Below are 26022 nucleotides of genomic sequence, written 5' to 3'. Positions count from 1 at the left end.
TCGCCACCGCCCGGGTGGTCTTCTTCGCCCGATCCTCGAACGCGCCCGCGCAACCCACCCAGAACAAATACTCGAAATCCGCGCCGGAACCGGCCCGCGGCACCTCGAAGCCCAGACCCTTGGTCCAGTCCTCCCGGGTGTTCTGCGGCGCACCCCACGGATTGCCCTTGTTCTCCAGGTTGCGCAGCATCACCCCGGCCTCGGCCGGGAACGACGACTCGATCAGCACCTGATACCGCCGCATGTCCACGATGTGATCGACATGCTCGATGTCCACCGGGCACTGCTCCACACACGCCCCGCACGTGGTGCACGACCACAACACATCCGGGTCGATGATGTCGCCGATCAGCGGCTGCTGCGCCTTCTCGGCCATCGCCAGCACGTCGAACGCGTGATCCCGCAACGACAACACCATCAGCTTCGGCGACAGCGGCTTGGCCGTGTTCCACGCCGGGCACTGCGACTGGCACCGGCCGCACTCGGTGCACGTGGCGAAGTCGAGCAGGCCCTTCCAGGTGAACTGGTCGATGGTGGCGACGCCGAACTGGTCCTTCTCCGGGTCGGCCTCCTCGAAGTCCAGCAGCTTGCCCGCGCTCATCATCGGCCGCAGCGCACCCAGACCGGAACCAGCCGGCTTCTCCGGGCTGCGCTTGAAGAAGATGTTGAAGAACGCCAGGAACCGGTGCCAGGCGACACCCATCGTCGGGTTCAACCCGATCGTGATCAGCCAGCCCATCGAGATCAGCAACTTCACCAGCGCGACCCAGGTCGGCCCGTCGCCCGCTTCCGGCAGGACACTGCCCACCGCGTGCGACAACGGCGTCGCCCAGCCCGGGAACTCGAACGTGCCGTTGGCGACCTTGAAACCCCGGATCAAAAACCCGCACACGAGTACGCCGAGAATCACGCCCTCGACGAAGTAGGCCTGCCACATCGTCGAGCCCAGGAACCTGCTTCTCGGGGCTCGGATCGCCCTTTGGCGGACGAAGATCAGGTAGAGGATCCCGGCCAGGCCGAAGATGCCGATCCACTCGGTGACGAAGCCGTAGACGATCCAGTGCCCGATGACCGGCAAACCGGCCGACGGGTCGGCGACCTCGAAGTACGCCTCCACCACCAGCAGGAACAGGATCAGGAAGGAGACCATCACGAACCAGTGCGCCGCGCCGATCGCCGACCACTTCAGCATCCGGGTATGACCGAGCGTCTCCCGCAGCATCGTCCGGGTCCGGGCGGCTTTGCCGGCGAAGCGGGCCGGATCGGGCTGCCCCCGCCGGATCACCGAGACGATCGTCCGGACCGCCCGCAACGCCAGCACGACGGCGGTGATCGTGACGGCGCCGGCCAGTACGGTGGCGACAATCTGCGCAGTGCCCATGGGGTGCCCTTCAGACGAGACGATCGGCGAAGTCGCGGAGCTGGGCGAGGTCGGCGCACTCCACCACGCGCTCGCAGTACGGCGCGTAGAGGTGGATGGCCGAGTCGCCGGTGTCCCAGTTGACCTGGCGCTCCGGGTTGAGCCAGAACACATGGGCGACGCGGCGGGCGAGCAGGCGCAACCGGTCCTCCTGCGCGGCGCGGTAGTTGTTCCGGCCGTCGCCCAGGATCAGCACGGTCGCCGTCCCGGTGAGGGCCGAGGACGCGTACCGCGCGTCGAACGTCTCCAGCGCGTGGCCGTAGTCCGAGCGCCCGTCCAGCCAGATCAGCCGGGGGTCGGCGGTGATCGTCGCGAACGCCTGCTCGGCGGTCACGCTGTTCGCCAGCACGTCGGTGACCTCGACCAGGTCGTCGATGAACGCGAAGGTGCGGATCCGGCGGAACTGCAGACGCATGGCGTACAGCAGCTGGAGCGTGAAGCGCGCGAACGTGGCCACCGAGCCGGAGACGTCGGCGATCACGATGAGCTCGGGCTTGGGCTTGGCCGGCGGCTTGAAGCGCAGCTGCACCGGGGTGCCGCCGGTGGACAGCGCGGAGCGGATCGTGCGCCGGAAGTCCAGCCGGCCCGGGCGGCCGCGGCGCTTCTGCCGGGCCAGCCGCAGGCCGAGCTTGCGGACCAGGGGCGCGATCCCCCGGCGCATCGCGGCGATCTCGGCGCTGGACGCGTTCATGAAGCCGATCGCGTCGTGCAGCGGCGGCCGGACCAGCCGCGCGACCGCCTCGGCGCCGCGGTCGGCGACCAGGCGGCGGCGGATCTCCAGCTCCACGGCCGACTGGACGTACGCGACGGTGGCCTCAATCCGGTCGCGCCGCAGCCGGTCGGCGAGCGCGCCGGATCCGCCGGGGTCCTCGGCGACCAGGTTCTCCAGGTCCAGCCGGCGCAGCACCCGGAACAGGTAGGCGCGGCCGGCCACCGGGCGGCCGGGCTCCATCTCGGCGTACCGGTCGACCGCGGCCGCGCTGATCCGGCGCAGCACCGGGCGGTTGCCGGCCAGCACGGCGTCGCGGAGCACCCCGGCGAGCCCCTCGTCGCTCAGGGCGGCGAAGGCGTCGTCGCCGGCGGCGGCAGCGGTGGCGCTGGCGGGGGCCGGGCGCACGTCGCCGAAGAACAGGTCGAAGACGACGTCGAACGCCTCCAGGTGCTCGATGCGCTTGATCATCGTGGCGCGCAGCGCGACCCGCAGGTCGTCCCGCTCCCCCAGCGGGACGGTCCGGGTCGCCTCGACCGCGTCGGTGAGCTCGGCCATCGAGATCGGGATCTCGACACGGCGCAGCTCGTTTGCGAACCTAGATATTGTGTCCAGCAACTCGACATCCCGTCTTCAGAATGCACCGGCTGTGCTCCTGGTGCACGGCTTCGGCTCCTCGTTCGAGAACGACTGGCGGCGCAACGGCTGGGTGGACGTGCTGGCCGACCTCGGCCGCACGGTCGTCGGCCGGGACCTGCTCGGTCACGCGGGCTCGGCCCCGGCCGGCTCCGAGGGCCTCGAGGAGCACGCCTTCTCCTCGGCGGCCGGGCTCGCGCCGGTCGACGCGATCGGCTTCTCGATGGGCGGCCTGATCCTGCTGCGGCTGGCCGCCGACGACCCGTCCCGGTTCCGCCGGCTGGTCATCATGGGCGTGGGCGACCCGGTCGTCGGCCTGGCCGAGCCCGACCCGGCCCGCCCGCTGCCCGACGTGCTGGGCGCGCTGGACGGCACGGCCACCGCGGACGACCCGGCGTCGCAGGTCTTCCGCCGCCTCCTGGCCGCGCCCCGAGCCGACCAGGGCGCGCTGGCCGCCGTGCTGCGCCGGCCGCAGCGGCCGCTCGCCCCCGACCTCGGCCGGATCACCAACCCCACGCTGCTGGTCATCGGCGCGGACGACTTCGCCGGGCCGGCGACCCGGCTGGCCGAGCGCCTCCCCGGCGCGTCGCTGGTGGTGCTGCCCCGCACCGATCATTTCGCCACGCCCTCCTCGATGAAGGCGATGAACGCGGCGCTCGCGTTCCTCACGGAGAACCAGAAGGCGGCAGGCTAGGTGCCGAGCAGCTCTTTGCGCGCGAGCTCGATGTCGCTCTGGTACTTCAGCAGCACCTGCAGCGTGCCGTCGACCGCCGCGTCGTCGAGCTCCTCGACGCCGAGCACGCACAGCGTGCGGCACCAGTCGAGGGACTCCGAGATGGACGGCGCCTTGCGCAGGTCGAGCCGGCGCAGGCTGCGCAGGATCGCGGCGGCCTGGCCGGCCAGGTGCGGCAGCAGGCCGGGCACCGCCGCCCGGACGATCTCGGCCTCCCGCTCGGGAGTGGGATAGTCCAGGAACAGGAAGAGACACCGGCGTTTCAGCGCGTCGGACAGGTCGCGGCTGTTGTTCGACGTCAGGAAGACCGCCGGCCGCTGAGCGGCGCGCACCGTGCCCAGCTCGGGGATCGAGACCTGGAACTCGGCGAGGACCTCGAGCAGCAGCGCCTCGGTGTCGACGTCGAGCCGGTCCACCTCGTCGATCAGCAGCACCACCGGGTCGCTCGCGCGGATCGCCTCGAGCAGCGGGCGCTCGATCAGGTACGACTCGCCGAAGACGCCCTCTGCCGACCCGCCCTGGATGCCGAGCAACTGCTTGCGATAGTCCCACTCGTACAGCGCCCGGGCCTCGTCCAGCCCCTCGTAGCACTGCAGGCGGATCAGGCGCCGGCCGGTCACCTCGGCGAAGCTCTTGGCGAGCTGGGTCTTGCCGGTGCCGGCCGGGCCCTCGACGAGCAGTGGCCGGCCGAGCCGCTCGGCCAGCAGCACCGTCGCGGCGGTGGTGGTGTCGGCCAGATAGCCCACCCCACGCAGGCTCGCCGCGACGTCCTCTTTGCTTTCGCCGATCTCCATGACGCCTCCCGCCGGGCCGACCTTCAATTCATCGAAGCATGCACTAGACACGCTGTCAATCGAATGGTTGGAGCGTCGGCGAGGTCGGCGGAGGCCCCGCTCAGAGGCCGCCGGGGGTGGTGATGGTGAGCAGCTCGGCGGCCACCGCGCCGGGGTTCCCGACCGTGCTGATCTGCTCGCTGCGACAGGTCAGGGTGTCGCCGGCGTGCAGCACGCGGCTGCCGTCGGCCATCCCGACCGCGACCGACTCGCGCTGCACGTACAGGCACACGGTGCCGCGGTAGTACTGCGGGTCGTAGAAACCCTGCACCCGGGAGTGCGGGGGCAGCACCGACCGCAGCACGTTGACCTCGCGCTGCCCGCGCGGGGTGAGCAACTCGAAGGAGATCTGCTCGAGCGGCCAGGCCATCGTCCGCCGCTCGTGCCGGCGCACGACGTAGTGGTCGGGCGCGTGCTCGGAGTTGCTCGAGTCGACCAGTTCGACCAGCGAGATGCCGAGCGCGCCGGCCACGCGCAGTAGCGTCTGGAACGACGGATTGCCGATGCCGCGCTCGATCTGGCTGAGCAGGCCGGCACTGACCCCGGAGCGCTCGGCCAGGGTCTCCAGGCTGAAGCGGTCGCCCCGCGCGGCCCGCAGAATCCGGCCGAGCCGGGTCATTTCGGCGGCGAAGTTCTGCGCGGAGACGGTCAGCGAGTCGGCCTCGGCTCCCTCGGTCATCGCGGCCCCTCCCCGATCGGTCCCGATGTTCGCGTCCATCCTCATCTTCCCCCCGTCGCGCACGGTGATGGACCTACAGAACACCGGATCGGCGCGGTTTGTAAACGGCCGGAAACCTTCTTGACACAGTGTCTAGCCAGTCCTAGATTCCTCAATCAATTGAAGCCTAGACACTATGTCGTCTCACTAGATACACGCTCACCTATCAAGACCTGTGGGCTATCTGAACGGTGGGGAAGTCATGGCGCAATCAACCTCCGAACCCGTCCCGGCGAAACCGTCCGTGGTCCTCGACCATCTGGCGTTCGCGGTGACGTCCTGGACCGATCCCCGGGACGTGCTCGTCGACGCCCTCCATGGCCGCTGGCGCTACGGCATCCGCACGCCCGCCTTCAACGCCTGCCAGCTGGCCTACGGCAACAACACCCGGATCGAGCTGCTCACCGAGCCCGACCGGGGCGGCTCGTTCGTCGGCAAGTTCCTCGCCGCCGGGCCGAACCGTCCGCACCACATCACCTTCAAGACCGACAACCTGCGGGCGATCCTGCGCGACGTGCGGGCGTTCGGCATCGAGCCGGTGCTCGTGTCGCTGGACAACCCGGGCTGGCACGAGGGCTTCCTGCACCCGCGGGACACCGGCCTCGGGGTCCTCATCCAGATCGCCCAGGGCGACGGGGACCCGACCAAGGGGCCGGGCCGCGATCTGCTGCTCCCCCGCCCGTGGGAGACGGAGCCCGGCGGCGAGCCGTCCGCCCTGTCGTACCTCGTCGTCCGGGTGCGCGACCTCGATCGGGCCGCGCGGCTGTTTTGCGACGTGCTGCGGGCCGAACGGCTGATCGTCACCGACGACATGGTCCGGCTGCGCTGGCCGTCCGGGGCGCACCTGCTGCTGATCCACGAGTCCGCGTACGACGAGGGCGGGCCGTACCCGATCGGCGTGCGCGGCATCGCCGTCGAGGCCGCCGCGCCCGCCGGCCTGCCGATCACGCCGGCCGGCATGGGCTGGTCCAAGACCGAGGTCGTGCCCGCCCTCGGCGTGAGCCTGCTCTTCAACTCCGTGCCGGTCGCACCGGCACTGGCCTGAGCCGAACAGGAGACGTTATGGAATTCGAACTCGACGACGACCAGCGCGCCTGGCGCGAGGAGGTACGCGCCTTCCTGGCCGAGAACTTCTCGCCGGAGCTGCTGACGCTGCGCAAGGAGCGCGGCTACGAGTCCAACGACGGTGTCCTGCTCGACTTCCGCCGCAAGGTGGGCGAGAAGGGCTGGTTCGGGCTCAACTGGCCCAAGGAGTACGGCGGCCTCGCGCTCGGCCCGATCTACCAGCACATCCTGGTGAACGAGTTCGAGTACTGGGGCGCACCCGGGCCGGACCTGACGGTCACCTCGGTGGCCCCGATGATCATGCGCAACGGCACCGAGATCAACAAGCAGGAGTGGCTGCCGCCGATCGCCCGCGGCGAGATCACCTGCGCGGTCGGCTACTCCGAGCCGAACGCCGGCACCGACCTGGCCAGCCTGCGCACCAAGGCCGAGCTGGACGGCGACGAGTGGGTCATCAACGGCCAGAAGATCTGGAACAGCCAGGCGCACGTGGCCAGCCACGAGTGGCTGTGCGTGCGGACCGATCCGGAGGCGCCCAAGCACCGCGGCATCTCGGTGATCATGGTGCCGATCGACACCCCCGGCATCGAGATCCGCCCGCTGATCACCTGGGACGGGTTCCGCACCAACGAGACCTTCTTCACCGACGTACGCGTGCCCCGGACCAACCTGATCGGCGAGGTCAACCGCGGCTGGCAGTACATCACCGGCGCGCTCGACCTGGAGCGCGGCGCGCTGACCAACGCCGGCGACCTGCGCCGCGCGGTCGACGAGATCATCGAGGCGGCCCGGGTGGTCCGCTCGGACGGCACCCGGCCGATGGACAACCCCGACGTCCGCCGCCGGATCGCCCAGCTCGAGGCGGACGTCGACGTCGCGGTGCTGATGGGCATGGAGGCCGCGTCGCTGCTCGAGACCGGCGGCATCCCGACCGTCGCGGTGACCGCCGAGAAGATCTTCTCCTCCGAGCTGCGGCAGCGCATCGCCGACCTCGGCACCCAGATGCTCGGCCTGGACGGCGTGCTCAGCGGCTCCGATCCGTTCGCGGTTCCGGGCGGCGGCTTCGAAAAGCTCTACCGCAGCGCACCCCTGCTGCGCTTCGGCGGCGGCGCCAACGAGGTGCTGCGCGACGTCATCGCCCAGCGCGGGCACGGCATGCCCGGCTACGGGCGCTGATCCGAAAGGCAAATGATCATGCGACTGACCCTCACCGAGGAACAGCGGGAACTTTCCACGATGCTCCGGCACCTGTTCGCCGACGCCTGCCCGCCGGCCCTGGTCCGCAAGATGAAGGAGCCCGGCTCCGACGGCATCCCCACCGACCTGTGGAAGACCCTGGCCAAGGCCGGCGTCTTCGGCATCGCGGTCGACGACCAGTACGGCGGCGAGGGGGCGGGCCTGTTCGAGCTGGGCCTGGTCTTCGCCGAGGCGGGCCGGGCGCTCTGCCCGACGGCCGTCTACGACACCCTCGGCTTCGCGGTGGCCCTGGCCCGGCTGGGCTCGGCCGAGCAGCGCGCGGCGTACCTGCCCCGCCTGGTCGCCGGCGACCTGCGGGCGACGGCCGCGGTCGGCAACCCGTCGGACGCCGCCGACCTGCGCCCCGGCCTGGTCGCCCAGCGCACCGGGGACGGCTGGTCGCTGAGCGGGACGCTGATGTTCGTCGGCAACGGCGCCACCGCCGAGACGATCCTGGTCACCGCGCGCGCCTCGGCCTTCCCCGAGCCCGAGCGCACCATCGGCGTCCTGCTCGACCCCGCGCGCGACGGCCTCGAGGTGACCGCGCTGAGCACCTTCGCCGGCGACAAGCAGGCCCGCATCGAGCTGCACGACTACCGGGCGACCGACGCCGAGGTGCTGGACCGGCCGTCCACCGACGACCTGGCCTGGGTGGCCAACGCCCTGGTGGCCCTGCAGTGCATGGAGATGGTCGGCGGCGCGACCGCGGTGCTCGAGCGCACCGTCGACTACGTCAAGGTGCGCGAGCAGTTCAAGCGGCCGATCGCCAGCTTCCAGGCGGCCCAGCACCACGTGGCCAACATGCGCATCGCGATCGAGGGCGCCCGGCTCTCGGCCGCCCAGGCGGTGTGGTGGCTCGGCCGCGGCGACGTGGCCCGCCGGGCGGTGGCCATCGCCAAGATGCGCGCCAGCGAGGCGTACAAGTGGACCACGCTGACCGCGCACCAGCTGCACGGCGGCATGGGCTACGTCCGCGAGACCGACCTGCACCTGTGGTCCGAGCGGGCGAAGGTCACCGAGATCAAGGGCGGCACCGCCGACGTCGCGGCCGGCTGGCTGCAGCGCGAACTCGGCCTGGCGCGGTAGGGCGGCCCGCGATGACGTCCTCTCCCTCGCGCGCGGACACCCGGCGGCAGGTGTTCAACGGCCTGCGCGTCGTCGATCTCTCCCGGTGGGTCGCGGGCGAGTTCGCGACCAAGATGTTCGCCGACTTCGGCGCCGACGTCGTCAAGATCGAGAAGCCGGGTGCGGGCAGCCACAGCCGCCGCTGGGCCCTCGTACCCGGCGAGCGGCCCGACCCCGAGGCGAACCCCCTGTTCCTGCACCTGAACACCAACAAGCGCTCGATCGCCGTGGACCTGCGCAGCACCGAGGGGCTCGAGCTGGTCAAGCGGCTGATCGCCCGGGCCGACGCGGTGGTCGAGTCGTTCCGGCCCGGGCACCTCGAGCGGCTCGGGCTCGATCCGGACGAGCTGCGCGCGACCAACCCCCGGCTGGTGGTCACCCGGATCTCGCCGTTCGGCCAGACCGGCCCGTACCGGGACCGGGAGGCGACCGGCATCGTGCTGCAGGCGACCGGCGGCCCGATGAACGCGACCGGCGACGCGCACCGGGCGCCGCAACGCAAGCCGGGGCTGCTCGAGCAGTACACCATCGGCCGGACCGCCGGCGAGGCCACGCTGGCCGGGCTCTACCACGCCCGGCGCACCGGCCGGGGCTCGACGATCGACGTGTCCGGGCAGGAGGTGCTGCTCTCCAGCGCCGACCGGCGGGCGTCGTACCTGCTGACCGCCGAATACTCCGGAGTGAACGCGCCGCGCGGGGTGCGCAGCGCGCACCGCGGGGCGGCCACCTTCACCGGCCCGTTCCGGGCCGCCGACGGGTTCGTGATGATCTACATAACGAACCAGGAGTTCTGGAACCGGCTGATCCGGCTGATCGGCGCGGGCGACGAGGTTTTCCTGGGCAAGTTCCTGGACCGCCCGCACCTGGGCGACGACTGGGACGAGTTCATGGACTACCTCAAGGCCTGGTTCGCCGCCCGGCCCAAGATCCAGATCATGACGGACGCGGAGGCCGCGCGGATCCCGTGCACCGCATTCCTGGAGATGGACGAGCTGTACGCGCACCCGCACTTCCGGGAGCGGGGCGCCTTCGTGACCGCCGAGCACCCGGTCGCCGGGCGGCTGGACTACCTCGGCGCGCCGTGGCGGATGCGCGACGGCTTCGAGATCCGGCACACCGCCCCCCGGCTGGGCGAGCACACCGCCGAGGTCACCGCGGAACTGGAGATGAGCGTGGTGCAGCCATGACCGACACGAACCTTCCCCTGGACGGCATCCGCGTGGTCGACCTGACCGTGGTGTGGTCGGGACCGGGCGCGACCGCCCTGCTCGGCGATCTCGGCGCCGAGGTGATCCGGATCGAGGGCAACAACCGGGTCAGCCGGCAGGCCTCGGCCCGGACCACGAACGCGTCGGTGGCCAACTCCGGGTGGAGCCGCAACACCTACCCGGACGGCAAGCCGGAGCCCCGCCCGTACGATCGCACCGCTCTTTTCAACTGGCACGCCCGCAACAAGCTGGCCGCCTGCATGAACCTCGAAACCCCCGAGGGCCACGAGGCGGCGCTGCGGCTCATCGAGATCAGCGACGTGCTGGTGGAGAACAACACCAACGGGGTGCTGGAGAAGCTCGGGCTCGGCCACGACCGCCTGCTCGAGCTGAACCCGCGGCTGATCGTCGCGCGGATGCCCCCGATGGGCATGACCGGCCCGATGAGCAACTACCTCGGGTACGGCCCGAACTTCAACTCGCTGGTGGGCATCGCCGCCATGGACGGGTACGAGGGCGAGCCGCCGGACAGCGCGGGCGAGAACTACCACATGGACGAGTCGGCGCCGGCCGGCCTGGCGTTCGCCGTGCTGACCGCCCTGTGGGACCGCGAGGTCACCGGCCGCGGCGGGCTGGTCGAGTTCGCCCAGGCCGAGAACGTCATGCAGGACATCGGCGAGTTCTTCCTGGACTACCAGATGAACGACCGGAAGCCGGCGGTGCTCGGCAACACCGATCCGGCCCTGCTGCAGGACGCGTTCCGGACCGCGGAGGACGACCGCTGGGTGGTCGTGTCGATCCGCGACGACCGGGACTGGGCGGCGCTGACCGGCGTGGTCGGCGACGCCGGGTGGACGGCGCTGGGCCGCACCGCGGCCGACCGCCGGGCCAACTCGCGGGCGCTGCGCGACGGCATCGCCGCGTGGTGCGCGCCGCTGTCGTCGGACGACGTGGTCCGGCGGCTGGCGGCGGTGCGGGTGCCGGCCGCCGAGGTGATGAGCGAACTGCGCCTGCTGGCCGATCCCCACCTGGCCGCGCGGGAGTGGTTCAAGGCACGCTCGCACCCGTCGGTCGGCACCTACCGCTACCCGGGGCACCCGTGGCGGGCGGACGGCTTCGACCTCGCGTTCGGCCGTCCCCTGCCCGGGTTCGGCGAGGACAACGAGTACGTCTACAAGACCCTGCTCGGGTACGGCGACGAGAAGTACGACGACCTCGTCAGCCGCCGGCTCGTCACCGATGAGCAGTTCGCATGAGCGCCCCGATGCTGGACGTCCAGGACGTCGAACTGCGCTTCGGCGGCGTACGGGCCCTGGCCGGGCTCAGCTTCTCCGTCGAGCGCGGGCAACTGTGCGCGGTGGTCGGGCCGAACGGCGCCGGCAAGAGCAGCCTGTTCAACTGCGTCGGCGGGCTCTACCGGCCGCAGGAGGGCCGGATCCTGGTCGACGGCGTGGACGTGCGCAACAAGCGGCCGCACGCGGTGGCCCGGCTGGGCGTGGGCCGCACGTTCCAGAACCTCGCGCTCTTCCCGCGCCAGACCGTGCTGGAGAACGTGCTGCTCGGCGGATACAACCGGCACACCAGCGGGCTGTTCAGCTGCGCCACCCACGGGTTCGGCCAGCGCGGCAAGGAGCGCCGGCTGCGCGAGGAGGCGTTCGACATCCTCGAGCACCTCGAGCTCGAGCGGTACGAGCACGCGACGGCGTCCAGTCTGTCGTTCGGCATCCTCAAGCGGGTCGAGCTGGCCCGGGCGCTGATGTCGCGTCCGCGGCTGCTGCTGCTCGACGAGCCGGCCGCCGGGCTCAGCCACGGCCTGGTCGCCGAGTTCGGCGGCTACATCGCCCGGGTCCGCGAGCAGTTCGACGTCACCATCGTGCTGGTCGAGCACCACATGGGCCTGGTGATGTCGATCTCCGACCACATCGTGGTGCTCAACCTCGGCAAGGTCCTGGCCACCGGCACCCCGGCCGAGGTCTCCAAGAACCCGGCAGTCATCGAGGCGTACCTGGGGGTGTCGGCATGACGGCGATGCTGGAGGCGACCGGCCTCACGGCGGGGTACGGGCCCATCTCCGTACTCGAAGACCTGGAGATCCATGTCGACGAGGGTGAGATCGTCGTGGTGCTCGGCGCCAACGGCGCCGGAAAGACCACCACCCTGCGCGCGCTGAGTGGGTTGATCGGCAGCAAGGGACGCGTACGGTTCGGCGGCGTCGACATCAGCCGCAGCAAGCCCGACGCCCGGGCGAAGATGGGGCTCGGCCACATCCCGGAAGGCCGCGGCACCTTCCCGTTCCTGTCCGTCGAGGACAACCTGCGGATGGGCGGGCACCTGCTCAAGGGGCGCGAGCGGCACGCGTTCGACACCTGGTTCGAGCTGTTCCCGATCCTGGCCGAGCGCCGCAAGCAGGCGGCCGGCAGCCTCAGCGGGGGCGAGCAGCAGATGCTCGCGGTCGCCCGGGCGCTGATGAACCGGCCCAAGATGCTGCTGCTGGACGAGCCCTCGATGGGGCTGGCGCCGATGGTGACCGCCAGCCTGTTCCAGAAGATCGAGGCGATCAACCAGCAGTTCGGCACCTCGATGCTGATCGTCGAGCAGAACGCCAACCTGTCCCTGAAGATCGCCACCCGCGGCTACGTCCTTGAGTCCGGCCGGGTCGTGCTGCACGGCAAGGCCGCCGACCTGCTCGACGACGACGGCATCCGCCGCGCCTACCTGGGGAGCTGACGATGACCCTGCTCATCCAACGCCTCATCGACGGGGTGCAGAGCGGCGTGCTGTACGGGTCGATCGCGCTCGCGCTCGTCCTGGTCTACCGCGCGACCGGCCTGCTCAACTTCGCCACCGGTGAGATCGCGATGTTCTGCACCTTCATCATCTGGGAGCTGGCCGGCGGCGGGCTCGGCGTGCCGATCGTGGTGGCGATCATCGGCGGCATGATCTTCGGCTTCGGCTTCGGGGCCGGACTCGAACGGTTCGTGATCCGGCCGTTCGAGACGGCCGACCACCTGAGACAGTCGATGGTCACGATGGGCCTGTTCCTCGGCATCAACGCGCTGGCCGGCTGGCTGTTCACGCTCGATGTGCAGCGCCTGGAGTCGCCGTTCCCGGACGGCCGCTGGCATCTCGGCGGCGTCTCCATCTCGTACCACAAGCTCGGCTCGATCGTGCTGCTCATCCTGGTCGCGGCCGGCCTGCGGCTGCTGTTCGCGAAGACCCGGATCGGCCTGGCGATGACCGGCGCCGCGATGAACCCGACCTCCGCGCAGCTGCTCGGCGTCAACCCGTCGCGGATGCTGGCGTTCGGCTGGGGCCTGTCGGCCGCGCTCGGCGCCCTGGTCGGCGCGATGGTCGCGCCCGACCTGTTCCTCAGCACCAACATGATGCAAACCCTGCTGCTGTACGGCATGGCAGCGGCGGTGCTCGGCGGGATGGACAGCTATGTCGGCGCCCTGGTCGGCGGCGTGGCCCTCGGCGTGATCCAGGCGCTGGCCGGCGGCTACATCTCGTTCATCGGCACGCAGTTGCAGCTCGCGGTGGCCTTCGCCGCGATCATCATCGTCCTGCTGGTCAAGCCGGAGGGCCTGTTCGGAAAGCGACAGGTGGAACGCGTATGAACACCGACTTCGCGCGGCGGGCCACCGTCCCCGCCGCCTGGCTGGTCCTGCTCGCCGTCGCCGCGTACCTGCCGTTCGGGGTGGGCGGTCCCACCCTGGTCAACCTCCAGCAGGTGATCTACACGGCGGTCGGCGTGATGAGCCTCAACCTGCTGTCCGGGCTGGCCGGGCAGATCTCCATCGGACAGAGCGCCTACATCGGGCTCGCCGCGTACGCCACCGCCCTGCTGGTGCAGCACGCGGGCTGGTCGTACTGGGCGGCGCTGCCGGTCGCGGTGCTCCTCGCCTTCGTCCTCGGCGCGCTCACCGGCCTGCCGGCGCTGCGGATCACCGGCATCCGGCTGGCGCTCACCACCCTGGCGATCGCCATCATCTTCCCCACCATCCCGGTGAAGTTCTCCGCCCAGACCGGCGGCACCCCGGGCATGAACGTCGACCCGCTCACCGCCCCCGCGTCCTGGGGCATCTCCACCGTCGCCTTCAACTACTGGGTGCTGCTAGCCGGCCTGGTGGTGATCTGGGTGATCGTGCGCAACGTGCTGGACAGCCGGATCGGGCGCTCGCTGCTCGCCGTACGGGATCATCAGATCGCCGCGCACACGGTGGGCATCAATGTCAGCGTGACCAAGGTCCTGGTCTTCGGCGCCAGCGCCGCCGTCTGCGGCGTCGCCGGCTGGATGTTCGTCGTCACCAACCAGTTCGTCGCCCCGGGCGACTTCTCCGTGCTGCTCGCCATCTACCTGCTCGCGGGCATGGCGATCGGTGGCGCGGGCACGCTGATCGGCCCCATCTTCGGCGGTCTGTTCATCGTGTACGCGCCGCAGTCGATCAGCTCGGCCGGGCTCAGCCCCCTGCTGACCCCGCTGATCTACGGCGTCGTGCTGATCCTCATCCTGCTGGTGCTGCCGCAGGGTCTCGGCGGCCTGCTCGCCAAGCTGGGCGCCCGGATCCGGGGTCCGCTGCCACCGACCCGGGTTCGTCCCGCGCCCGCCCCGGAAGTACCCGCCAAAGAGCTCGTCTAAATCCCGACATTTTCCTTCAATCCCGCCGGCGTCGCCGGTGGGGCGGCCTTCCACACCCGTTTCCAGGAAGGGCATGATCATGAAAAGGTTGCATTTCCTCTCCGTCGCGGCCTGTTTGGCGTTGGTGACCAGTGGCTGCGGCGGCGGCGCGGTCTCGCAGAGCGTGGCCGGCGGCGGCGCCGGCTCGGAGAAGACCGCCTACCTGACCAAGACCTGCACCGACTACCAGCCGACCGTCGGCGTCACCGACGACACCATCAAGATCGGTTACAGCGGCGCCCTCGGCGGGCCGTTCGCCACGGTCGGCGTGGGCCTGTGGGGCATGCTCGGCTACTTCGACATGGTCAACGCCGAGGGCGGCATCGCGGGCGCCGACGGCAAGAAGCGCAAGGTCGAGGTCGTCTACAAGGACGACCAGTACCAGGTCGCGACGACCAAGGCCAACGTGCAGAAGCTGGTCGACGACGACAAGGTCTTCGCGCTGCTGGGCATCGTCGGGTCCTCGGCCAACCAGGCCATCCGGCCGATCGTGAACAACGGCTGCGTGCCCGACCTGTTCGCCACGGCCGGCGCGCCCGAGCTCGGCGACCCCGGCTACCCCTGGGCGATGAACGGGCCGGTCTCGGTCTACTCGGGCGAGGGCCTGACCTACGCCAACTACCTCAAGAAGCACTCGCCGAACGCGACCGTCGCGATCATGTCGCAGCACGACGACTACGGCAAGGCCGAGGTCGGCTCGTTCAAGGACGGCATCGACGGCAGCCAGGTGAAGATCGCCAAGGAGGTGACCTTCGAGACCACCGACGCCGACCTCTCCGGCCAGGTCACCACGCTCGCCGCCACCAAGGCGGACGTGATCATCGTGATCGCGCTCGGCGCCCAGATGCTCCAGGCGATCAACCTGGTCTCCGGCCACACCGAGTGGAAGCCGCAGATCATCGCCGCGCCGATCAGCGTCGCCCAGCTGTCCCAGCTCAACCCGGGGGCCGGCGATGGGCTGCTCACCGGCAGCAGCATCAACGTCGACGACCCGGCGCTGGCGAGCGACCCCAAGGTGGCGCTGTTCCGCAAGTGGGTCCAGCCGCAGTTCGACAAGAACAACGTGAAGCTGCCGGTCTCGGCCGGTGTCGGCGGCTGGAACATGGCCGCGCTGTTCGCCCAGTCGGTCACCAACGCCGCCGCGGTCACCCGCGCCGACGTGATGGACGCGGCGCACAACCTCAAGCCGGACCTGTCCAAGATCATCTTTGTCGAAGGTCTCACCCTCGAGACCACCCCGGACGACCCGTACCTGGTCGAGGGGATGGTCATCGGCAAGTGGGACGCCAAGGCCAAGACGCTGTCCACGGTCGACACGATCGACCTCAACGGGCAAGTCAAGTTCAAGTCGTACAAGTAGAAGGGCTTGCTGTGACCCAGGTACAGGAAGAACCACTCATCTCCGACGAGGCCCGCGCCTTCATCGGCAAGGTCACCAACGAGTCGTCCGGCATCGTCGTCAAGAAGGAGTTCCAGCGCTGGGCGGCCGCGGTCAAGGACCGCAACCCGCTCTACTTCGACGCCGACCACGCCCGGGCGGCCGGCTACCGGGACGTGATCGCGCCGCCGCTGTACTTCCAGTACGTCGTGCTCGGCGTGGCCGACCTCGACAAGCTCCGGCCGGACGGGATCCCCGGCGGCACCGGCTCGGGCGACATCCCGCTGCCCAAGTGCCCACGGCGGATGGCCGGCGGCGAGGACATCACGTTCTACGAGCCGCTCTACGACGGTGATGTCATCACGGCCGTCCGCACCGTCACCGACATCCAGGAGAAGAAGGGCCGGTCCGGGGCGTTCGTCCTGGTCACCTCGACGACCACGTACACCCGCCAGGACGGGACGGTGGTCGCCGTGAACAAGGCCTCGATGATCGCCCGTCCCTAGGTTCCGCAGAAAGGCAGCCATGACCTCGCAGATCTTCTTCGACGACGTGCAGGAGGGTGACCAGATCCCCACCCTCGCGATCACCGTCGACGCGACCCAGATGTTCTTCTTCAGCGCCGCCACCTACAACGGCCACCGCATCCACTACGACCGCACCTGGGCGAAGGACGTCGAGGGCTACCCCGACATCCTGGTGCACGGCCCGCTGCAGGCGGCGCTGCTGGCCCGCGCGCTCACCGACTGGGCCGGGCCGGGCGGCCGGCTGGTCCGCTACTCGATCCAGAACCGGGCCAGCGCCTACCCCGGCGAGGAGCTCCGGTTCGTCGGGAAGGTGACCGGCACCCGGGAGGAGGACGGGCAGACGCTGGTCGACCTGGCCATCCACGGCGAGAAGGGCGAAGGCGAGGTGCTCATGCCGGGCACCGCCACCGTGGCCCTGCCGAAGCGAGCGTCATGACCGGGCTGCGCGGGGAGGCGGCGATCGTCGGCTTCGTCGAGCTCCCCCCGGAACGCAAGCCGACCCGGCCGCAGCTGTTCACCATCGAGCAGTACGCGAAGCTGGCCAAGGCGGCGCTGGACGACGCCGGGCTGGACGGGTCGTCGATCGACGGCCTGGTCACCCACGGCATCGCCGAGTCCGACATGTTCGCCCCGGCGACGCTGTCGGAGTACCTCGGCATCCCGATCAACTACGGCGAGGTGGTCGACCTCGGCGGGGCCACCTCGGCCGGCATGGTCTGGCGGGCGGCGGCCGCGATCGAGCTCGGCCTGTGCGAGGCGGTGCTGGTGATCGTGCCCGGCGCGTACAACCTGCCGGCGTCGAAGCAGCGGCCGCCCAAGGAGTTCGGGTATTTCGGGGCCTCGAGCAACAACTTCGGCTCGCCGCAGGCGGAGTTCGAGATCCCGTACGGCAACCTCGGGCAGAACGCGCCGTACGCGCAGATCGCCCGCCGGTACGCGGCCGAGTTCGGGTACGACCCGCGCGCGGTCGCGAAGATCGCGGCCGACCAGCGCACCAACGCGTGCGCGACGCCGGACGCGGTCTTCCACGGCCGGCCGATCACCATCGACGACGTGCTGGCCAGCCCGATGATCGCCGACCCGCTGCACCGGCTGGAGATCGTGATGCCCTGCATGGGCGGCGCCGGGGTCATCGTGACCAGCGCCGACGTCGCCCGCCGCGCGCGCAACCGGCCGGTCTGGGTCAAGGGGTTCGGCGAGCACATCGCCTTCAAGACCCCGACGTACGCGGAGGACCTGCTGCGCTCGCCGATCTCGAAGGCGGCCGACCGGGCGTTCGACATGGCCGACCTGCGACGGTCCGACATGGACATGGCGTCCATCTACGACTGCTACACGATCACCGTGCTGATGAGCGTCGAGGACGCCGGCTTCTGCGAGAAGGGCAAGGGGATGGAGTTCATGGCCTCCCACGACCTGACGTACGCCGGCGACTTCCCGCTCAACACCGCGGGCGGGCAGCTTTCGTTCGGGCAGGCCGGCATGGCCGGCGGCATGCACCACGTGGTCGACGGCGCCCGGCAGATCATGGGCCGGGCCGGGGACGCCCAGGTGCGCGACTGCAACCGGGCCTTCGTATCGGGCAACGGCGGGATCATGAGCGAGCAGGTCGCGCTCATCCTCGAGGGCAACTGAGGAGCGGAAGATGGACAAGCCATTGCCGGAGCCGACCCCGGTGACCCAGCCGTACTGGGACGGGCTGCGCGAGCACAAGGTGCGCATCCAGTACTCGCCGTCGGCGCAGCAGTACGTCTTCTATCCCCGGGTGCTGGCCCCGCGGACGCTCGCCGACGACCTGGAATGGCGGGAGGTGTCGGGGGAGGCCACGCTCTACACCTTCACGGTGGCGGATCGCCCGACCGCGCCGCCGTGGCAGGACGCGGTGCCGCAGTTGCTGGCGGTCGTCGAGCTGGCCGAGGGGCCGCGGCTGACCACCGAGATGGTCGGCGTGGAACCGGCCGCGTTGCAGGTGGGCATGCGGGTCAGACCGGTGTTCGAGGACCACCCCGACATAACGTTGCTGAAGTACACCGTTTGAGATGAGGCCCGGTGGATCCCCACCGGGCCTCTTTTCTCATTTGTGAAGTGCTCTGCGCAGCGCCTCGGTGCGCTCGGCGACCATCCGCTCGGAGATCGCCGTGCCCGCGCCGGCCCCGGACGAGCCGTGGAACGTGCCCGGGAAGTGGTGCAGCTCGGTGGGGACACCGGCCTGCATGAGCCGCTGGGCGTACTCGATGCCCTCGTCGCGCAGCGGGTCGAACTCGCAGGTGACCACGTACGCCGGCGGCAGCCCGCTCAGGTCGGTGGCCCGGGCCGGCGCCGCGTACGGCGAGGTGTCGCCGTTGTGGCCGGGCCCGAGGTACGCCTCCCAGCTGAGGATCGCGTTGGGGTGATGCCACAGCGGCGTGTCGGTGAACTGCTTCATCGACGGCGTGCTCAGCCGGTCGTCGACCTCGGGGATGTCGAGCAGCTGGAAGCAGAGCGCCGGACCGCCCCGGTCGCGCGCCATCAGGGCCACGGCGGCGGCCAGTCCCCCGCCGGCGCTGAGCCCGCCCACGGCCAGCCGGCCCGGGTCGATGCCGAGCTCGGCGGCGTGCTCCGCGGTCCACGTCAGCGCCGCGTAGCAGTCCTCCACGGGCGCCGGGAAGGGATGCTCGGGGGCCAGCCGGTACTCGACCGAGACGACGACCGCGCCGGCGCCCTCGGCCAGGCCCGCCGCGACCGGCATGTCGCCCTCGACGTCGCCGAGGACGAAGCCGCCGCCGTGGATCCACAGCAGACCGGGCCGTTCTGCCGCGCCGCCGGGGCCTTCTGCCGCGCCGCCGGGGCCTTCTGCCGCGCCGCCGGGGCCTTCTGCCGCCGCGCCGCGTGGCCGGATGACGGTGATCTCGACGTCCGGATCGCCGGCCGGGCCGGGGATCGAGCGTTTCGTGATGTCGAGGGAGGCGGGCGGCTCGAACGCGGGCATCGCCTCGCGCATCTGGAGCATCTGGGCGCGCGCGGCGGCCAGGTCGCTGATGTCGAGGACCGGAAGCACCTCGACGACTGCTGCCAACTCTGGATCGTATGAGTATCCCATGGACTAAGCGTATGTTCGCTGGACGCTACGTCAAGAGAGTGGTTTCTTCGACTGTCACCGGCGGCTCCAGCACCAGCGCGGCGAACCCGGCGCCGACCACCGCCATGCCGGCGGCCACCGCGAACGCCCAGGTGTAGCCGGCCGGGATCAGGCCGTCCGCGCCGACCCGGGAGGCCACGATCGAGACGCCGACCTGCGAGCCGACCGACGAGCCGAGGTTCTGGGCGAGCGTGTTCGCGGCCAGCGCCGCGCCGGTCCGGTCGCGGGGCGCCCAGCCGACGATGATGTTCGGCGCGGCGGCGAGCGAGGCGGCGAAGCCGATGCCCAGCACGCCGCAGCCGATCGCGATCTCGGCCGGGCTCGCGTGCCGGGCGCTCAGCCAGGCCAGCCCGGCCGCCGCGATCAGCGCGCCGGCCAGCAGCGGCAGCTTCGAGCCGTGCGCCCGGCTCACCAGGCCGACCAGCGGCGCCACGGCGGCGTTGACGGTCGCGGTCGGCAGCATCAGCACGCCCGCGCCCAGCGCCGTGAACCCGAGGCCGCCGACCGCCTCGGGCGCCTGGGCCAGCTGCGGCACCAGGCTGAACGCCCCGAACAACCCGAAGCCCATGACCGCGGTGGCGAGGATCGTCGCCGCGATCGGCCGGCTCGTCAGCAGCGCGGTGTCGACCAGCGGCGCGGGGCGGCGGGCCTGCAGCCGCCACCACAGCGGCAGCACGACCAGCCCGGCGGCGAACAGCGCCAGCGCCCGCGGGTCACCCCAGCCCCAGCGGGGCGCGAAGCTGACCCCGATGAGCGGCGTGACCAGGCCGACCGCGAGCAGCGCCGCGCCCGCGACGTCCAGCCGGCCCGCGGTCCGCCCGGCCGACCGGGGCACGGTCAGCAGGCTGCCGACCACGCCGATCAGGCCGAAGCCGGCCGAGGTCCAGAAGATGACGCCGACCGGCGCGTGCTGCACCAGGAAGCCGCCGAGCAGCAGCCCGACCGAGCCGCCGATCGCGAGCATCGCGCCGAGCATCGCCATCCCCAGCGACACCCGCTTCTCCGGCAGCACGTCGGCCACCACGCCGAAGGCCAGCGGCACGACCGCGCCGCCGAGGCCCTGCAGCGCGCGCCAGGCGATCAGCTCGGGCAGGTTGTGGGCCAGCGCCGAGCCGATCGACGCGATCAGGAACAGGGTCAGCACCGCGACCAGCACCGGGCGGCGGCCGTACATGTCGCCGAGCCGGCCGGCCAGCGGCGTCGCCGGCGCGGAGACCAGCAGGTACGCGGTGAACACCCAGGCGACCGCGCTCGGCGAGGCGCCGAACGCCACCTGCAGGCGCGGCAGTGCGGGAAGCAGCTGGGTCGCCGCCAGGGAGTACCCACAGACGCTGACGGCGAGCACGGTGAGAGTGATCGCGGGCGGCACGGCTCTTCGCACCACCGCAGCATACGTTTGACATAGTGTCTTTTCTATAGACGATGCGACCGGTGTGTGTGCGAAGCTTCCAGTGCCTAGAATGAGCGGATGGCCAATCCGACGACACCCGACGCCCCGGCCGAGGCATCGGAAAGCCGCGCCCGCCCCCGCGGGCGGATGCGCGCGGCGCAGCGGGAATTCACCCGCACGCGACTGATCGACGCGGCGATCGAGATCTTCGCCGAGCGCGGTTACGCCAAGGCCACCGTCGACGAGATCGCCGACCGGGCCGGCGCCACCCGTGCCACCTTCTACCTGCACTTCAAGTCGAAAAGCGATCTGATCAGCGAGCTCATGGAGCGCGGCAAGGATCACTTCCACGACGTGTACGCCGACCTCAGCCCGATCGCGCACTCGCCGACCATCGCCTCGATCCGCGGCTGGCTGGCCCTCGCCATGCGGGAGTGGAACACCATCGCGCCGTACGCGCGGCCGGTCCAGGAGGCCGCGTCGATCGAGCCCGAGATCCTCGCGCTGCGGGTGGCGCAGCAGTCCACCGAGGTGGCCGAGCTCGCCGACGCGCTGCGCAACGGCACGCCGACGCTCAGCGCCCGCGACGCCGAGGTGTATGCGAGCGTCCTGCTGGCCCCGCTGCGCTACTACTTCGAGCTGTTCCTGCGCGGACAGCAGTTCGACGAGCGCCGCGTCCTCGACGTCATGGCGACGACGTGGATGGCCGCCATCGGCAAGGTCGCGGAGGAGCCCAAGCGGCGCCGAAAGGCGTGACGTTTGTTTAATTGACACTGTGTCGCGTCAGTGGGTAGCTTGCTGCAATAGCTACCCACTGAGCCTTTCCGCCTGGCCGCGTCGAAAGGCTCACGGCTGACGCGAGGGCAGACAAATGGTCTCCAGGCTCGAGGGCAAGGTCGCAGTCATCACCGGCGCCGCGATGGGAATGGGGGCCGGGGCCGCGCGCCGATTCATCACCGAGGGCGCCCGGGTGGTCCTCGCCGACATCGATCTGCCGGCCGCGGCGGCGCTCGCCAAGGAGTTGGGCGACAACGCCGTCGCCGTCGGCCACGACGTGAGCGACGAGGGCAGCTGGGAGACCGTGGTCGGCACCGCCGAGGCGGCGTTCGGCGGCATCGACATCCTGCTCAACAACGCCGGCATCTGGCGGACCGCGCCGCTGGTCGAGCAGTCGGCCGAGGGCTTCGACCGGATCATCGCGGTCAACCTGCGCGGCGTCTTCCTCGGCATGCGGGCGGTCGCGACCCCGATGCGGGCGCGCGGCGGCGGCTCGATCGTCAACACCTCGTCGACGGCCGGCCTCGTCGGCTTGGCCAACATGGTGGCGTACGGCGCGTCCAAGTGGGGCGTCCGCGGCATCACCAAGGTGGCGGCGGTCGAGCTCGGCCCGTGGGGCATCCGGGTCAACTCGATCCACCCCGGCGGCGTCGACACCCCGATGACCGCGTCGCTGCGCTTCGGGCGCGAGGACGCCGTGGCAACGCATCCGCCGATCGGCCGGCACGGAACGCCCTCAGACATCGCCGACTTACACGTCTTCCTGTCGAGCGACGAATCCTCTTGGATCACAGGTTCCGAGATCTACATAGACGGCGGCCTGATGGCCGGCCCCACCCCCCACTGACCCCACCCCACCCCGCCCCGCCCCACTCCCCGCGCCGCAGCCCTCCCCCGCGCCCCTCCCCGCGCCGCGCCCTCCCTTCGCCGCGATCTTGATAAGGCGCAGCGCGAAGCGAACGCCAACTCATCAAGATCGGCCGCGGCCGCCGCACCCCACTCCCCGCGCCCTCCACGCCCCGCCCCGCCCCGCCCCGATCTTGATGAACCGCCGCGCGGAGCGAACGCCGACTCATCAAGATCGCTCGCGCCCGCCACCCACCCTCGCGATCTTGATGACGCGCGGCGCGCAGTAAGCGCCAACTCATCAAGATCGCCCCGCGCACCCGCCCCGCGCACCCGCCCCGCCCCGCCCCGCCCCGCCCCGCGCGATCTTGATGAAACGGTGCGCGGCTCGGACGCCAACTCATCAAGATCGCCCCGCCACTCAGGCCCCGCGCACCCCGCACCGCGCGCCCGCCGCGCCCCATCGTGCGCGCGACTCGGTACGCGAATCGACGGTGGAACCATTCGATTGACGGTGTGACTAGTTAGTGGTTAACCTGCTCGCAACGTGGAGCTCGGGAGGCAGTCATGACAGGCTCGGAGGAGTACGACGTCGTCATCGTCGGGGCGGGGTTCAGTGGCCTCTACGCCATCCACCGCATCCGGCAGCTGGGCCTGAGCCTGCGCTGCTTCGAGGCCGGCGACGGCGTCGGCGGCACCTGGTACTGGAACCGCTACCCCGGCGCCCGGGTCGACATCGAGAGCATGCAGTACTCGTACTCGTTCGACGAGGGCCTCCAGCAGGACTGGAAGTGGCCCGAGTACTTCTCCCCGCAGGCCGACCTGGAGGCGTACGCGAACCACGTGGCCGACCGGTTCGGCCTGCGCGAGCACATCGAGTTCGAGACCCGGGTCAACCGGCTGCGGTTCGACGAGGCCGAGAACCGCTGGCACATCGCCGCCGAGAACGGGCGGACGGCCACCGCGAAGTACGTCGTCGCCGCGTGCGGCAGCCTGGACGCGACCAACGTGCCCGCCTTCCCCGGCCTCGACACGTTCCGCGGGCAGTGGTACCACACCTCGAAGTGGCCGAAGGAGGGCGTGCCGTTCGAGGGCAAGCGGGTCGGCATCATCGGCACCGGCTCGACCGGCATCCAGGCCGTACCCGTGATCGCCAGAACCGCCGAGCACCTGACCGTCTTCCAGCGCACCCCGGCCTACAGCCTGCCCGCCTACAACCGGGCCACCGACCCCGAGTACGAGCAGGCGTGGAAGGCCAACTACCCGGACCGGCGGGCGGCGATGTTCGGCAACTTCGCGGCGTCCTACATGGAGAACGAGCAGTACCGGTCGGTCTTCGACTACACGCCCGAGGAGCGGCTGCGGATCCTGGAGGAGGCGTGGGCGGCCCGCAACGGCCTGCTGTTCATGCGCACCTTCAGCGACATCGGGACGAGCCTCGAGGCCAACACGATCGTGGCCGAGTTCGTCCGGGGCAAGATCCGCAGCATCGTCAAGGATCCGGCGGTCGCCGAGATGCTGTGCCCCAAGACGTACCCGATCGGCGCGAAGCGCATCTGCATGGACACCGGCTATTTCGAGGCCTACAACCGCGACAACGTCACCCTCGTGGACGTGCGGGCCGACCCGATCACCGAGGTCACGCCGACCGGCCTGCGCACCACGGCCGGCGAGCACGAGCTCGACATCATCGTGTTCGCCACCGGGTTCGACGCGGTGACCGGCTCGATGACCCGGATGAACGTCACCGGTCTCGACGGCCGCGACCTGCGCGACAAGTGGGCCGACGGCCCGACCACGTACCTCGGGTTCCTGGTCGCCGGCTTCCCCAACCTGTTCATGATCCACGGGCCGGGCAGCCCCGGCGTGCTGGCCCAGATGATCACCGCGGGCGAGTGGCAGGTCGACTTCGTGGCCGGGGTGATCGCCGACATGGAGGCCGCGGGCCGGCAGCGAATCGACACCGCGCCCGAGTGGGAGCAGCGGTGGAACCTCGAGGTCGAGCAGGCGGCCGGCCAGACGCTCTACAACGAGGCCGACTCCTGGTACGTCGGCGCCAACATCCCCGGCAAGCCGCGGGTCTTCATGATCTACATCGGTGGGTTCGATCGCTACAAACAGCGATGCGCCGAGCAGGTCGCGAACGGCTATGAGGGTTTCGTGTTCGACGCGCCGATCGGAGCTTCGCGATGAACATCGTCGTCCTGGTCAAGCAGGTGCCCGACTCGAGCTCGGCCCGCTCGCTGAACGCGAGCGACAACACCGTCGAGCGGGCGTCGGCGAGCAACATCGTCAACGAGATGGACGAGTACGCCATCGAGGAGGCGCTCAAGCTCAAAGAGGCGCACGGCGGCGAGGTGACCGTGCTGACCATGGGCCCGCCGTCCGCCACCGAGTCGATCCGCAAGGCGCTGTCGATGGGCCCCGACCGGGCCGTGCACGTGACCGACGAGGCGCTGCACGGCGCCTGCGCGCTGATCACTTCCAAGGTCCTCGCCGCGGCGCTGCACCGGCTGCGCGCCGACGTGGTGCTCTGCGGCGCCGAGTCGACCGACGGCCGGGTGCAGGTGATGCCGCACATGCTGGCCGAGCGGCTGGGGGTGGCGGCGCTGACCGGCGCCCGGTCGCTGACGGTGGACGGCGATCGCCTGACGGCCCAAAGACAGACCGATGACGGGTACGAGGTGGTCACGGCCGCCACTCCGGTCGTCGTGAGCGTGTGGGACACGATCAACGAGCCGCGCTACCCGTCGTTCAAGGGGATCATGGCGGCCAAGAAGAAGCCGGTCGAAACCCTGTCGCTCGCCGATCTCGGAATGGAGGCCGGCGAGCCGACCAGCCGGGTGCTTTCGTTCGCGCCGCGTCCGCCGCGCTCGGCCGGCATCAAGGTCACCGATGACGGCGAGGGCGGCGCCGAGCTGGTCGCCTACCTGGCCGCCGAGAAGCTCGTCTGAGAGGACATCCGATATGGCTGAGGTTCTGGTTGTCGTCGAGGCCGGCGTCAAGAAGGTCACCCTGGAGATGCTGACCCTCGCCCGCTCGCTCGGGTCGCCGAGCGCCGTGGTGTTCGGCGAGGTCTCCGACCAGCTCGCCGAGTACGGCGCCGAGAAGGTCTACGTCGCCGCGGGCGAGGACATCGAGGGCTACCTGGTAGCGCCGAAGGCGACCGTGCTGGCCTCGCTGGTACGCGAGAAGCAGCCGGCCGCCGTGCTACTGGCCTCCACCCAGGAGGGCAAGGAAATCGCCGCCCGCCTCGCGGTGAAGCTCGACAACGGCCTGCTCACCGACGCGGTCGCGGTCGACGCCGACGGCACCGCCACCCAGGCGATCTTCGCGGGCACCGTGATCGTGACGTCGAAGGTCACCCGGGGACTGCCGATCATCACACTTCGCCCCAACTCCGTCGCCCCCTCCCCCGCGCCGGCGACCCCGGCGATCGAGCAGCTCTCCGTCGCCATCCCGGAGGCCGACAAACTGACCAAGGTGGTCGAGCGAGTCGCCGAGAAGAAGGGCTCGCGCCCCGAGCTGACCGAGGCGTCGATCGTGGTCGCCGGCGGTCGCGGCGTCGGCAACGCCGACAACTTCAAGCTGGTCGAGGAGCTGGCCGATCTGCTCGGCGGCGCGG

26 protein-coding genes are annotated in these 26022 nt (G+C 70.6%); 20 read left to right on the top strand and 6 right to left on the bottom strand.

Annotation, left to right across the window (positions count from 1 at the left end; all coding sequences use genetic code 11):
* Positions 1-1381: (Fe-S)-binding protein (locus ACFQS1_RS38580; protein WP_378977664.1), on the bottom strand; the 1381-nt coding region annotated here is incomplete at its 3' end.
* A 10-nt stretch (positions 1382-1391) separates the two neighbouring features.
* Positions 1392-2687: a VWA domain-containing protein gene (locus ACFQS1_RS38575; RefSeq protein ID WP_378977662.1), complete on the bottom strand. Its 1296-nt coding sequence runs from the start codon at positions 2685-2687 to the stop codon at positions 1392-1394.
* A gap of 91 nt (positions 2688-2778) precedes the next feature.
* On the opposite strand from ACFQS1_RS38575, the gene ACFQS1_RS38570 reads away from it, so the two are divergent.
* The gene (locus tag ACFQS1_RS38570; RefSeq protein ID WP_378977660.1) at positions 2779-3459 is read left to right on the top strand and encodes an alpha/beta fold hydrolase; all 681 of its coding nucleotides are present in this window, start codon (positions 2779-2781) and stop codon (positions 3457-3459) included.
* Here the strand turns inward: ACFQS1_RS38570 and ACFQS1_RS38565 are convergent.
* Both ACFQS1_RS38565 and ACFQS1_RS38560 read right to left on the bottom strand, forming a co-directional pair.
* Positions 3456-4292 (bottom strand): AAA family ATPase, encoded by an 837-nt coding sequence (locus ACFQS1_RS38565; protein WP_378977658.1) that lies wholly within the window; start codon positions 4290-4292, stop codon positions 3456-3458. The two genes, ACFQS1_RS38570 and ACFQS1_RS38565, sit on opposite strands and share 4 nt — an antisense overlap.
* Before the next feature lie 100 nt (positions 4293-4392).
* Positions 4393-5010, bottom strand: a complete 618-nt coding sequence (locus ACFQS1_RS38560; protein ID WP_378977655.1) for a helix-turn-helix domain-containing protein — start codon at positions 5008-5010, stop codon at positions 4393-4395.
* Positions 5011-5251: 241 nt separating this feature from the next.
* Here ACFQS1_RS38560 and ACFQS1_RS38555 point away from each other — a divergent pair, with 241 nt between their 5' ends.
* The 14 genes from ACFQS1_RS38555 (at position 5252) to ACFQS1_RS38490 (ending at position 18304) form a co-directional block, all read left to right on the top strand.
* Positions 5252-6094 (top strand): VOC family protein, encoded by an 843-nt coding sequence (locus ACFQS1_RS38555; RefSeq protein ID WP_378977653.1) that lies wholly within the window; start codon positions 5252-5254, stop codon positions 6092-6094.
* A 17-nt stretch (positions 6095-6111) separates the two neighbouring features.
* Positions 6112-7290 (top strand): acyl-CoA dehydrogenase family protein, encoded by a 1179-nt coding sequence (locus ACFQS1_RS38550; RefSeq protein WP_378977651.1) that lies wholly within the window; start codon positions 6112-6114, stop codon positions 7288-7290.
* An 18-nt stretch (positions 7291-7308) separates the two neighbouring features.
* Positions 7309-8436: an acyl-CoA dehydrogenase family protein gene (locus ACFQS1_RS38545; protein ID WP_378977649.1), complete on the top strand. Its 1128-nt coding sequence runs from the start codon at positions 7309-7311 to the stop codon at positions 8434-8436.
* 11 nt (positions 8437-8447) lie between these two features.
* Positions 8448-9662, top strand: a complete 1215-nt coding sequence (locus ACFQS1_RS38540; protein WP_378977647.1) for a CaiB/BaiF CoA transferase family protein — start codon at positions 8448-8450, stop codon at positions 9660-9662.
* The gene (locus ACFQS1_RS38535; RefSeq protein WP_378977645.1) at positions 9659-10939 is read left to right on the top strand and encodes a CaiB/BaiF CoA transferase family protein; all 1281 of its coding nucleotides are present in this window, start codon (positions 9659-9661) and stop codon (positions 10937-10939) included. The genes ACFQS1_RS38540 and ACFQS1_RS38535 overlap by 4 nt, the downstream gene beginning before the upstream one ends.
* Complete coding sequence (locus ACFQS1_RS38530; RefSeq protein WP_378977643.1) at positions 10936-11706, top strand: ABC transporter ATP-binding protein; 771 nt, start codon at positions 10936-10938, stop codon at positions 11704-11706. The genes ACFQS1_RS38535 and ACFQS1_RS38530 overlap by 4 nt, the downstream gene beginning before the upstream one ends.
* Positions 11703-12410 carry an ABC transporter ATP-binding protein gene (locus tag ACFQS1_RS38525; RefSeq protein WP_378977641.1) on the top strand — a complete coding sequence of 236 codons (708 nt, stop codon included), beginning with the start codon at positions 11703-11705 and terminating at the stop codon, positions 12408-12410. The genes ACFQS1_RS38530 and ACFQS1_RS38525 overlap by 4 nt, the downstream gene beginning before the upstream one ends.
* Positions 12411-12412: 2 nt before the next feature.
* A complete protein-coding gene (locus ACFQS1_RS38520; RefSeq protein ID WP_378977639.1) occupies positions 12413-13300 on the top strand; it encodes a branched-chain amino acid ABC transporter permease in 888 nt (295 codons plus the stop codon).
* Positions 13297-14322 carry a branched-chain amino acid ABC transporter permease gene (locus tag ACFQS1_RS38515; protein WP_378977637.1) on the top strand — a complete coding sequence of 342 codons (1026 nt, stop codon included), beginning with the start codon at positions 13297-13299 and terminating at the stop codon, positions 14320-14322. The genes ACFQS1_RS38520 and ACFQS1_RS38515 overlap by 4 nt, the downstream gene beginning before the upstream one ends.
* A 79-nt stretch (positions 14323-14401) precedes the next feature.
* Positions 14402-15721 (top strand): ABC transporter substrate-binding protein, encoded by a 1320-nt coding sequence (locus tag ACFQS1_RS38510; RefSeq protein WP_378977635.1) that lies wholly within the window; start codon positions 14402-14404, stop codon positions 15719-15721.
* 11 nt (positions 15722-15732) lie between these two features.
* Complete coding sequence (locus tag ACFQS1_RS38505; protein ID WP_378977633.1) at positions 15733-16245, top strand: FAS1-like dehydratase domain-containing protein; 513 nt, start codon at positions 15733-15735, stop codon at positions 16243-16245.
* A gap of 19 nt (positions 16246-16264) precedes the next feature.
* Positions 16265-16702, top strand: coding sequence for a MaoC/PaaZ C-terminal domain-containing protein (locus ACFQS1_RS38500; protein ID WP_378977631.1), 438 nt, complete (start codon positions 16265-16267; stop codon positions 16700-16702).
* Complete coding sequence (locus ACFQS1_RS38495) at positions 16699-17901, top strand: thiolase family protein (protein WP_378977629.1); 1203 nt, start codon at positions 16699-16701, stop codon at positions 17899-17901. Before ACFQS1_RS38500 ends, ACFQS1_RS38495 begins: the two co-directional genes overlap by 4 nt.
* A gap of 10 nt (positions 17902-17911) precedes the next feature.
* Positions 17912-18304, top strand: coding sequence for a Zn-ribbon domain-containing OB-fold protein (locus ACFQS1_RS38490; protein WP_378977627.1), 393 nt, complete (start codon positions 17912-17914; stop codon positions 18302-18304).
* Between the two features lie 36 nt (positions 18305-18340).
* Here ACFQS1_RS38490 and ACFQS1_RS38485 read toward each other — a convergent pair whose 3' ends face one another.
* Positions 18341-19321, bottom strand: a complete 981-nt coding sequence (locus ACFQS1_RS38485; protein ID WP_378977625.1) for an alpha/beta hydrolase — start codon at positions 19319-19321, stop codon at positions 18341-18343.
* Between the two features lie 49 nt (positions 19322-19370).
* Entirely contained in the window at positions 19371-20765 is a 1395-nt protein-coding gene (locus ACFQS1_RS38480; RefSeq protein ID WP_378977623.1) for an MFS transporter, read from the bottom strand.
* Positions 20766-20852: 87 nt separating this feature from the next.
* Between ACFQS1_RS38480 and ACFQS1_RS38475 the strand changes: the two genes are divergently transcribed.
* From ACFQS1_RS38475 to ACFQS1_RS38455, 5 genes are all read left to right on the top strand, one after another.
* A complete protein-coding gene (locus ACFQS1_RS38475) occupies positions 20853-21530 on the top strand; it encodes a TetR/AcrR family transcriptional regulator (protein WP_378977621.1) in 678 nt (225 codons plus the stop codon).
* A gap of 115 nt (positions 21531-21645) precedes the next feature.
* Positions 21646-22398 carry an SDR family NAD(P)-dependent oxidoreductase gene (locus ACFQS1_RS38470; protein WP_378977619.1) on the top strand — a complete coding sequence of 251 codons (753 nt, stop codon included), beginning with the start codon at positions 21646-21648 and terminating at the stop codon, positions 22396-22398.
* A gap of 566 nt (positions 22399-22964) precedes the next feature.
* Positions 22965-24590 carry a flavin-containing monooxygenase gene (locus ACFQS1_RS38465; protein WP_378977617.1) on the top strand — a complete coding sequence of 542 codons (1626 nt, stop codon included), beginning with the start codon at positions 22965-22967 and terminating at the stop codon, positions 24588-24590.
* Complete coding sequence (locus ACFQS1_RS38460) at positions 24587-25351, top strand: electron transfer flavoprotein subunit beta/FixA family protein (protein WP_378977615.1); 765 nt, start codon at positions 24587-24589, stop codon at positions 25349-25351. Before ACFQS1_RS38465 ends, ACFQS1_RS38460 begins: the two co-directional genes overlap by 4 nt.
* Before the next feature lie 13 nt (positions 25352-25364).
* On the top strand, positions 25365-26022 hold a 658-nt coding region (locus ACFQS1_RS38455; RefSeq protein WP_378977613.1), incomplete at its 3' end, for an electron transfer flavoprotein subunit alpha/FixB family protein.

This window comes from Paractinoplanes rhizophilus (genome assembly GCF_042664765.1).
Taxonomy (GTDB): domain Bacteria; phylum Actinomycetota; class Actinomycetes; order Mycobacteriales; family Micromonosporaceae; genus Actinoplanes; species Actinoplanes rhizophilus.
Note: the sequence above shows the minus strand (reverse complement) of the source record. Positions and strands in the feature narration are given on the sequence as shown.

Coding starts and splice junctions, on each gene's coding strand:
- ACFQS1_RS38575 (WP_378977662.1), bottom strand. CDS start 2,687: ATGGCCGAGCTCACCGACGCGGTCGAGGCGACCCGGACCGTCCCGCTG.
- ACFQS1_RS38565 (WP_378977658.1), bottom strand. CDS start 4,292: ATGGAGATCGGCGAAAGCAAAGAGGACGTCGCGGCGAGCCTGCGTGGG.
- ACFQS1_RS38560 (WP_378977655.1), bottom strand. CDS start 5,010: ATGACCGAGGGAGCCGAGGCCGACTCGCTGACCGTCTCCGCGCAGAAC.
- ACFQS1_RS38555 (WP_378977653.1), top strand. CDS start 5,252: ATGGCGCAATCAACCTCCGAACCCGTCCCGGCGAAACCGTCCGTGGTC.
- ACFQS1_RS38550 (WP_378977651.1), top strand. CDS start 6,112: ATGGAATTCGAACTCGACGACGACCAGCGCGCCTGGCGCGAGGAGGTA.
- ACFQS1_RS38545 (WP_378977649.1), top strand. CDS start 7,309: ATGCGACTGACCCTCACCGAGGAACAGCGGGAACTTTCCACGATGCTC.
- ACFQS1_RS38540 (WP_378977647.1), top strand. CDS start 8,448: ATGACGTCCTCTCCCTCGCGCGCGGACACCCGGCGGCAGGTGTTCAAC.
- ACFQS1_RS38535 (WP_378977645.1), top strand. CDS start 9,659: ATGACCGACACGAACCTTCCCCTGGACGGCATCCGCGTGGTCGACCTG.
- ACFQS1_RS38530 (WP_378977643.1), top strand. CDS start 10,936: ATGAGCGCCCCGATGCTGGACGTCCAGGACGTCGAACTGCGCTTCGGC.
- ACFQS1_RS38525 (WP_378977641.1), top strand. CDS start 11,703: ATGACGGCGATGCTGGAGGCGACCGGCCTCACGGCGGGGTACGGGCCC.
- ACFQS1_RS38520 (WP_378977639.1), top strand. CDS start 12,413: ATGACCCTGCTCATCCAACGCCTCATCGACGGGGTGCAGAGCGGCGTG.
- ACFQS1_RS38515 (WP_378977637.1), top strand. CDS start 13,297: ATGAACACCGACTTCGCGCGGCGGGCCACCGTCCCCGCCGCCTGGCTG.
- ACFQS1_RS38510 (WP_378977635.1), top strand. CDS start 14,402: ATGAAAAGGTTGCATTTCCTCTCCGTCGCGGCCTGTTTGGCGTTGGTG.
- ACFQS1_RS38500 (WP_378977631.1), top strand. CDS start 16,265: ATGACCTCGCAGATCTTCTTCGACGACGTGCAGGAGGGTGACCAGATC.
- ACFQS1_RS38495 (WP_378977629.1), top strand. CDS start 16,699: ATGACCGGGCTGCGCGGGGAGGCGGCGATCGTCGGCTTCGTCGAGCTC.
- ACFQS1_RS38490 (WP_378977627.1), top strand. CDS start 17,912: ATGGACAAGCCATTGCCGGAGCCGACCCCGGTGACCCAGCCGTACTGG.
- ACFQS1_RS38475 (WP_378977621.1), top strand. CDS start 20,853: ATGGCCAATCCGACGACACCCGACGCCCCGGCCGAGGCATCGGAAAGC.
- ACFQS1_RS38470 (WP_378977619.1), top strand. CDS start 21,646: ATGGTCTCCAGGCTCGAGGGCAAGGTCGCAGTCATCACCGGCGCCGCG.
- ACFQS1_RS38465 (WP_378977617.1), top strand. CDS start 22,965: ATGACAGGCTCGGAGGAGTACGACGTCGTCATCGTCGGGGCGGGGTTC.
- ACFQS1_RS38460 (WP_378977615.1), top strand. CDS start 24,587: ATGAACATCGTCGTCCTGGTCAAGCAGGTGCCCGACTCGAGCTCGGCC.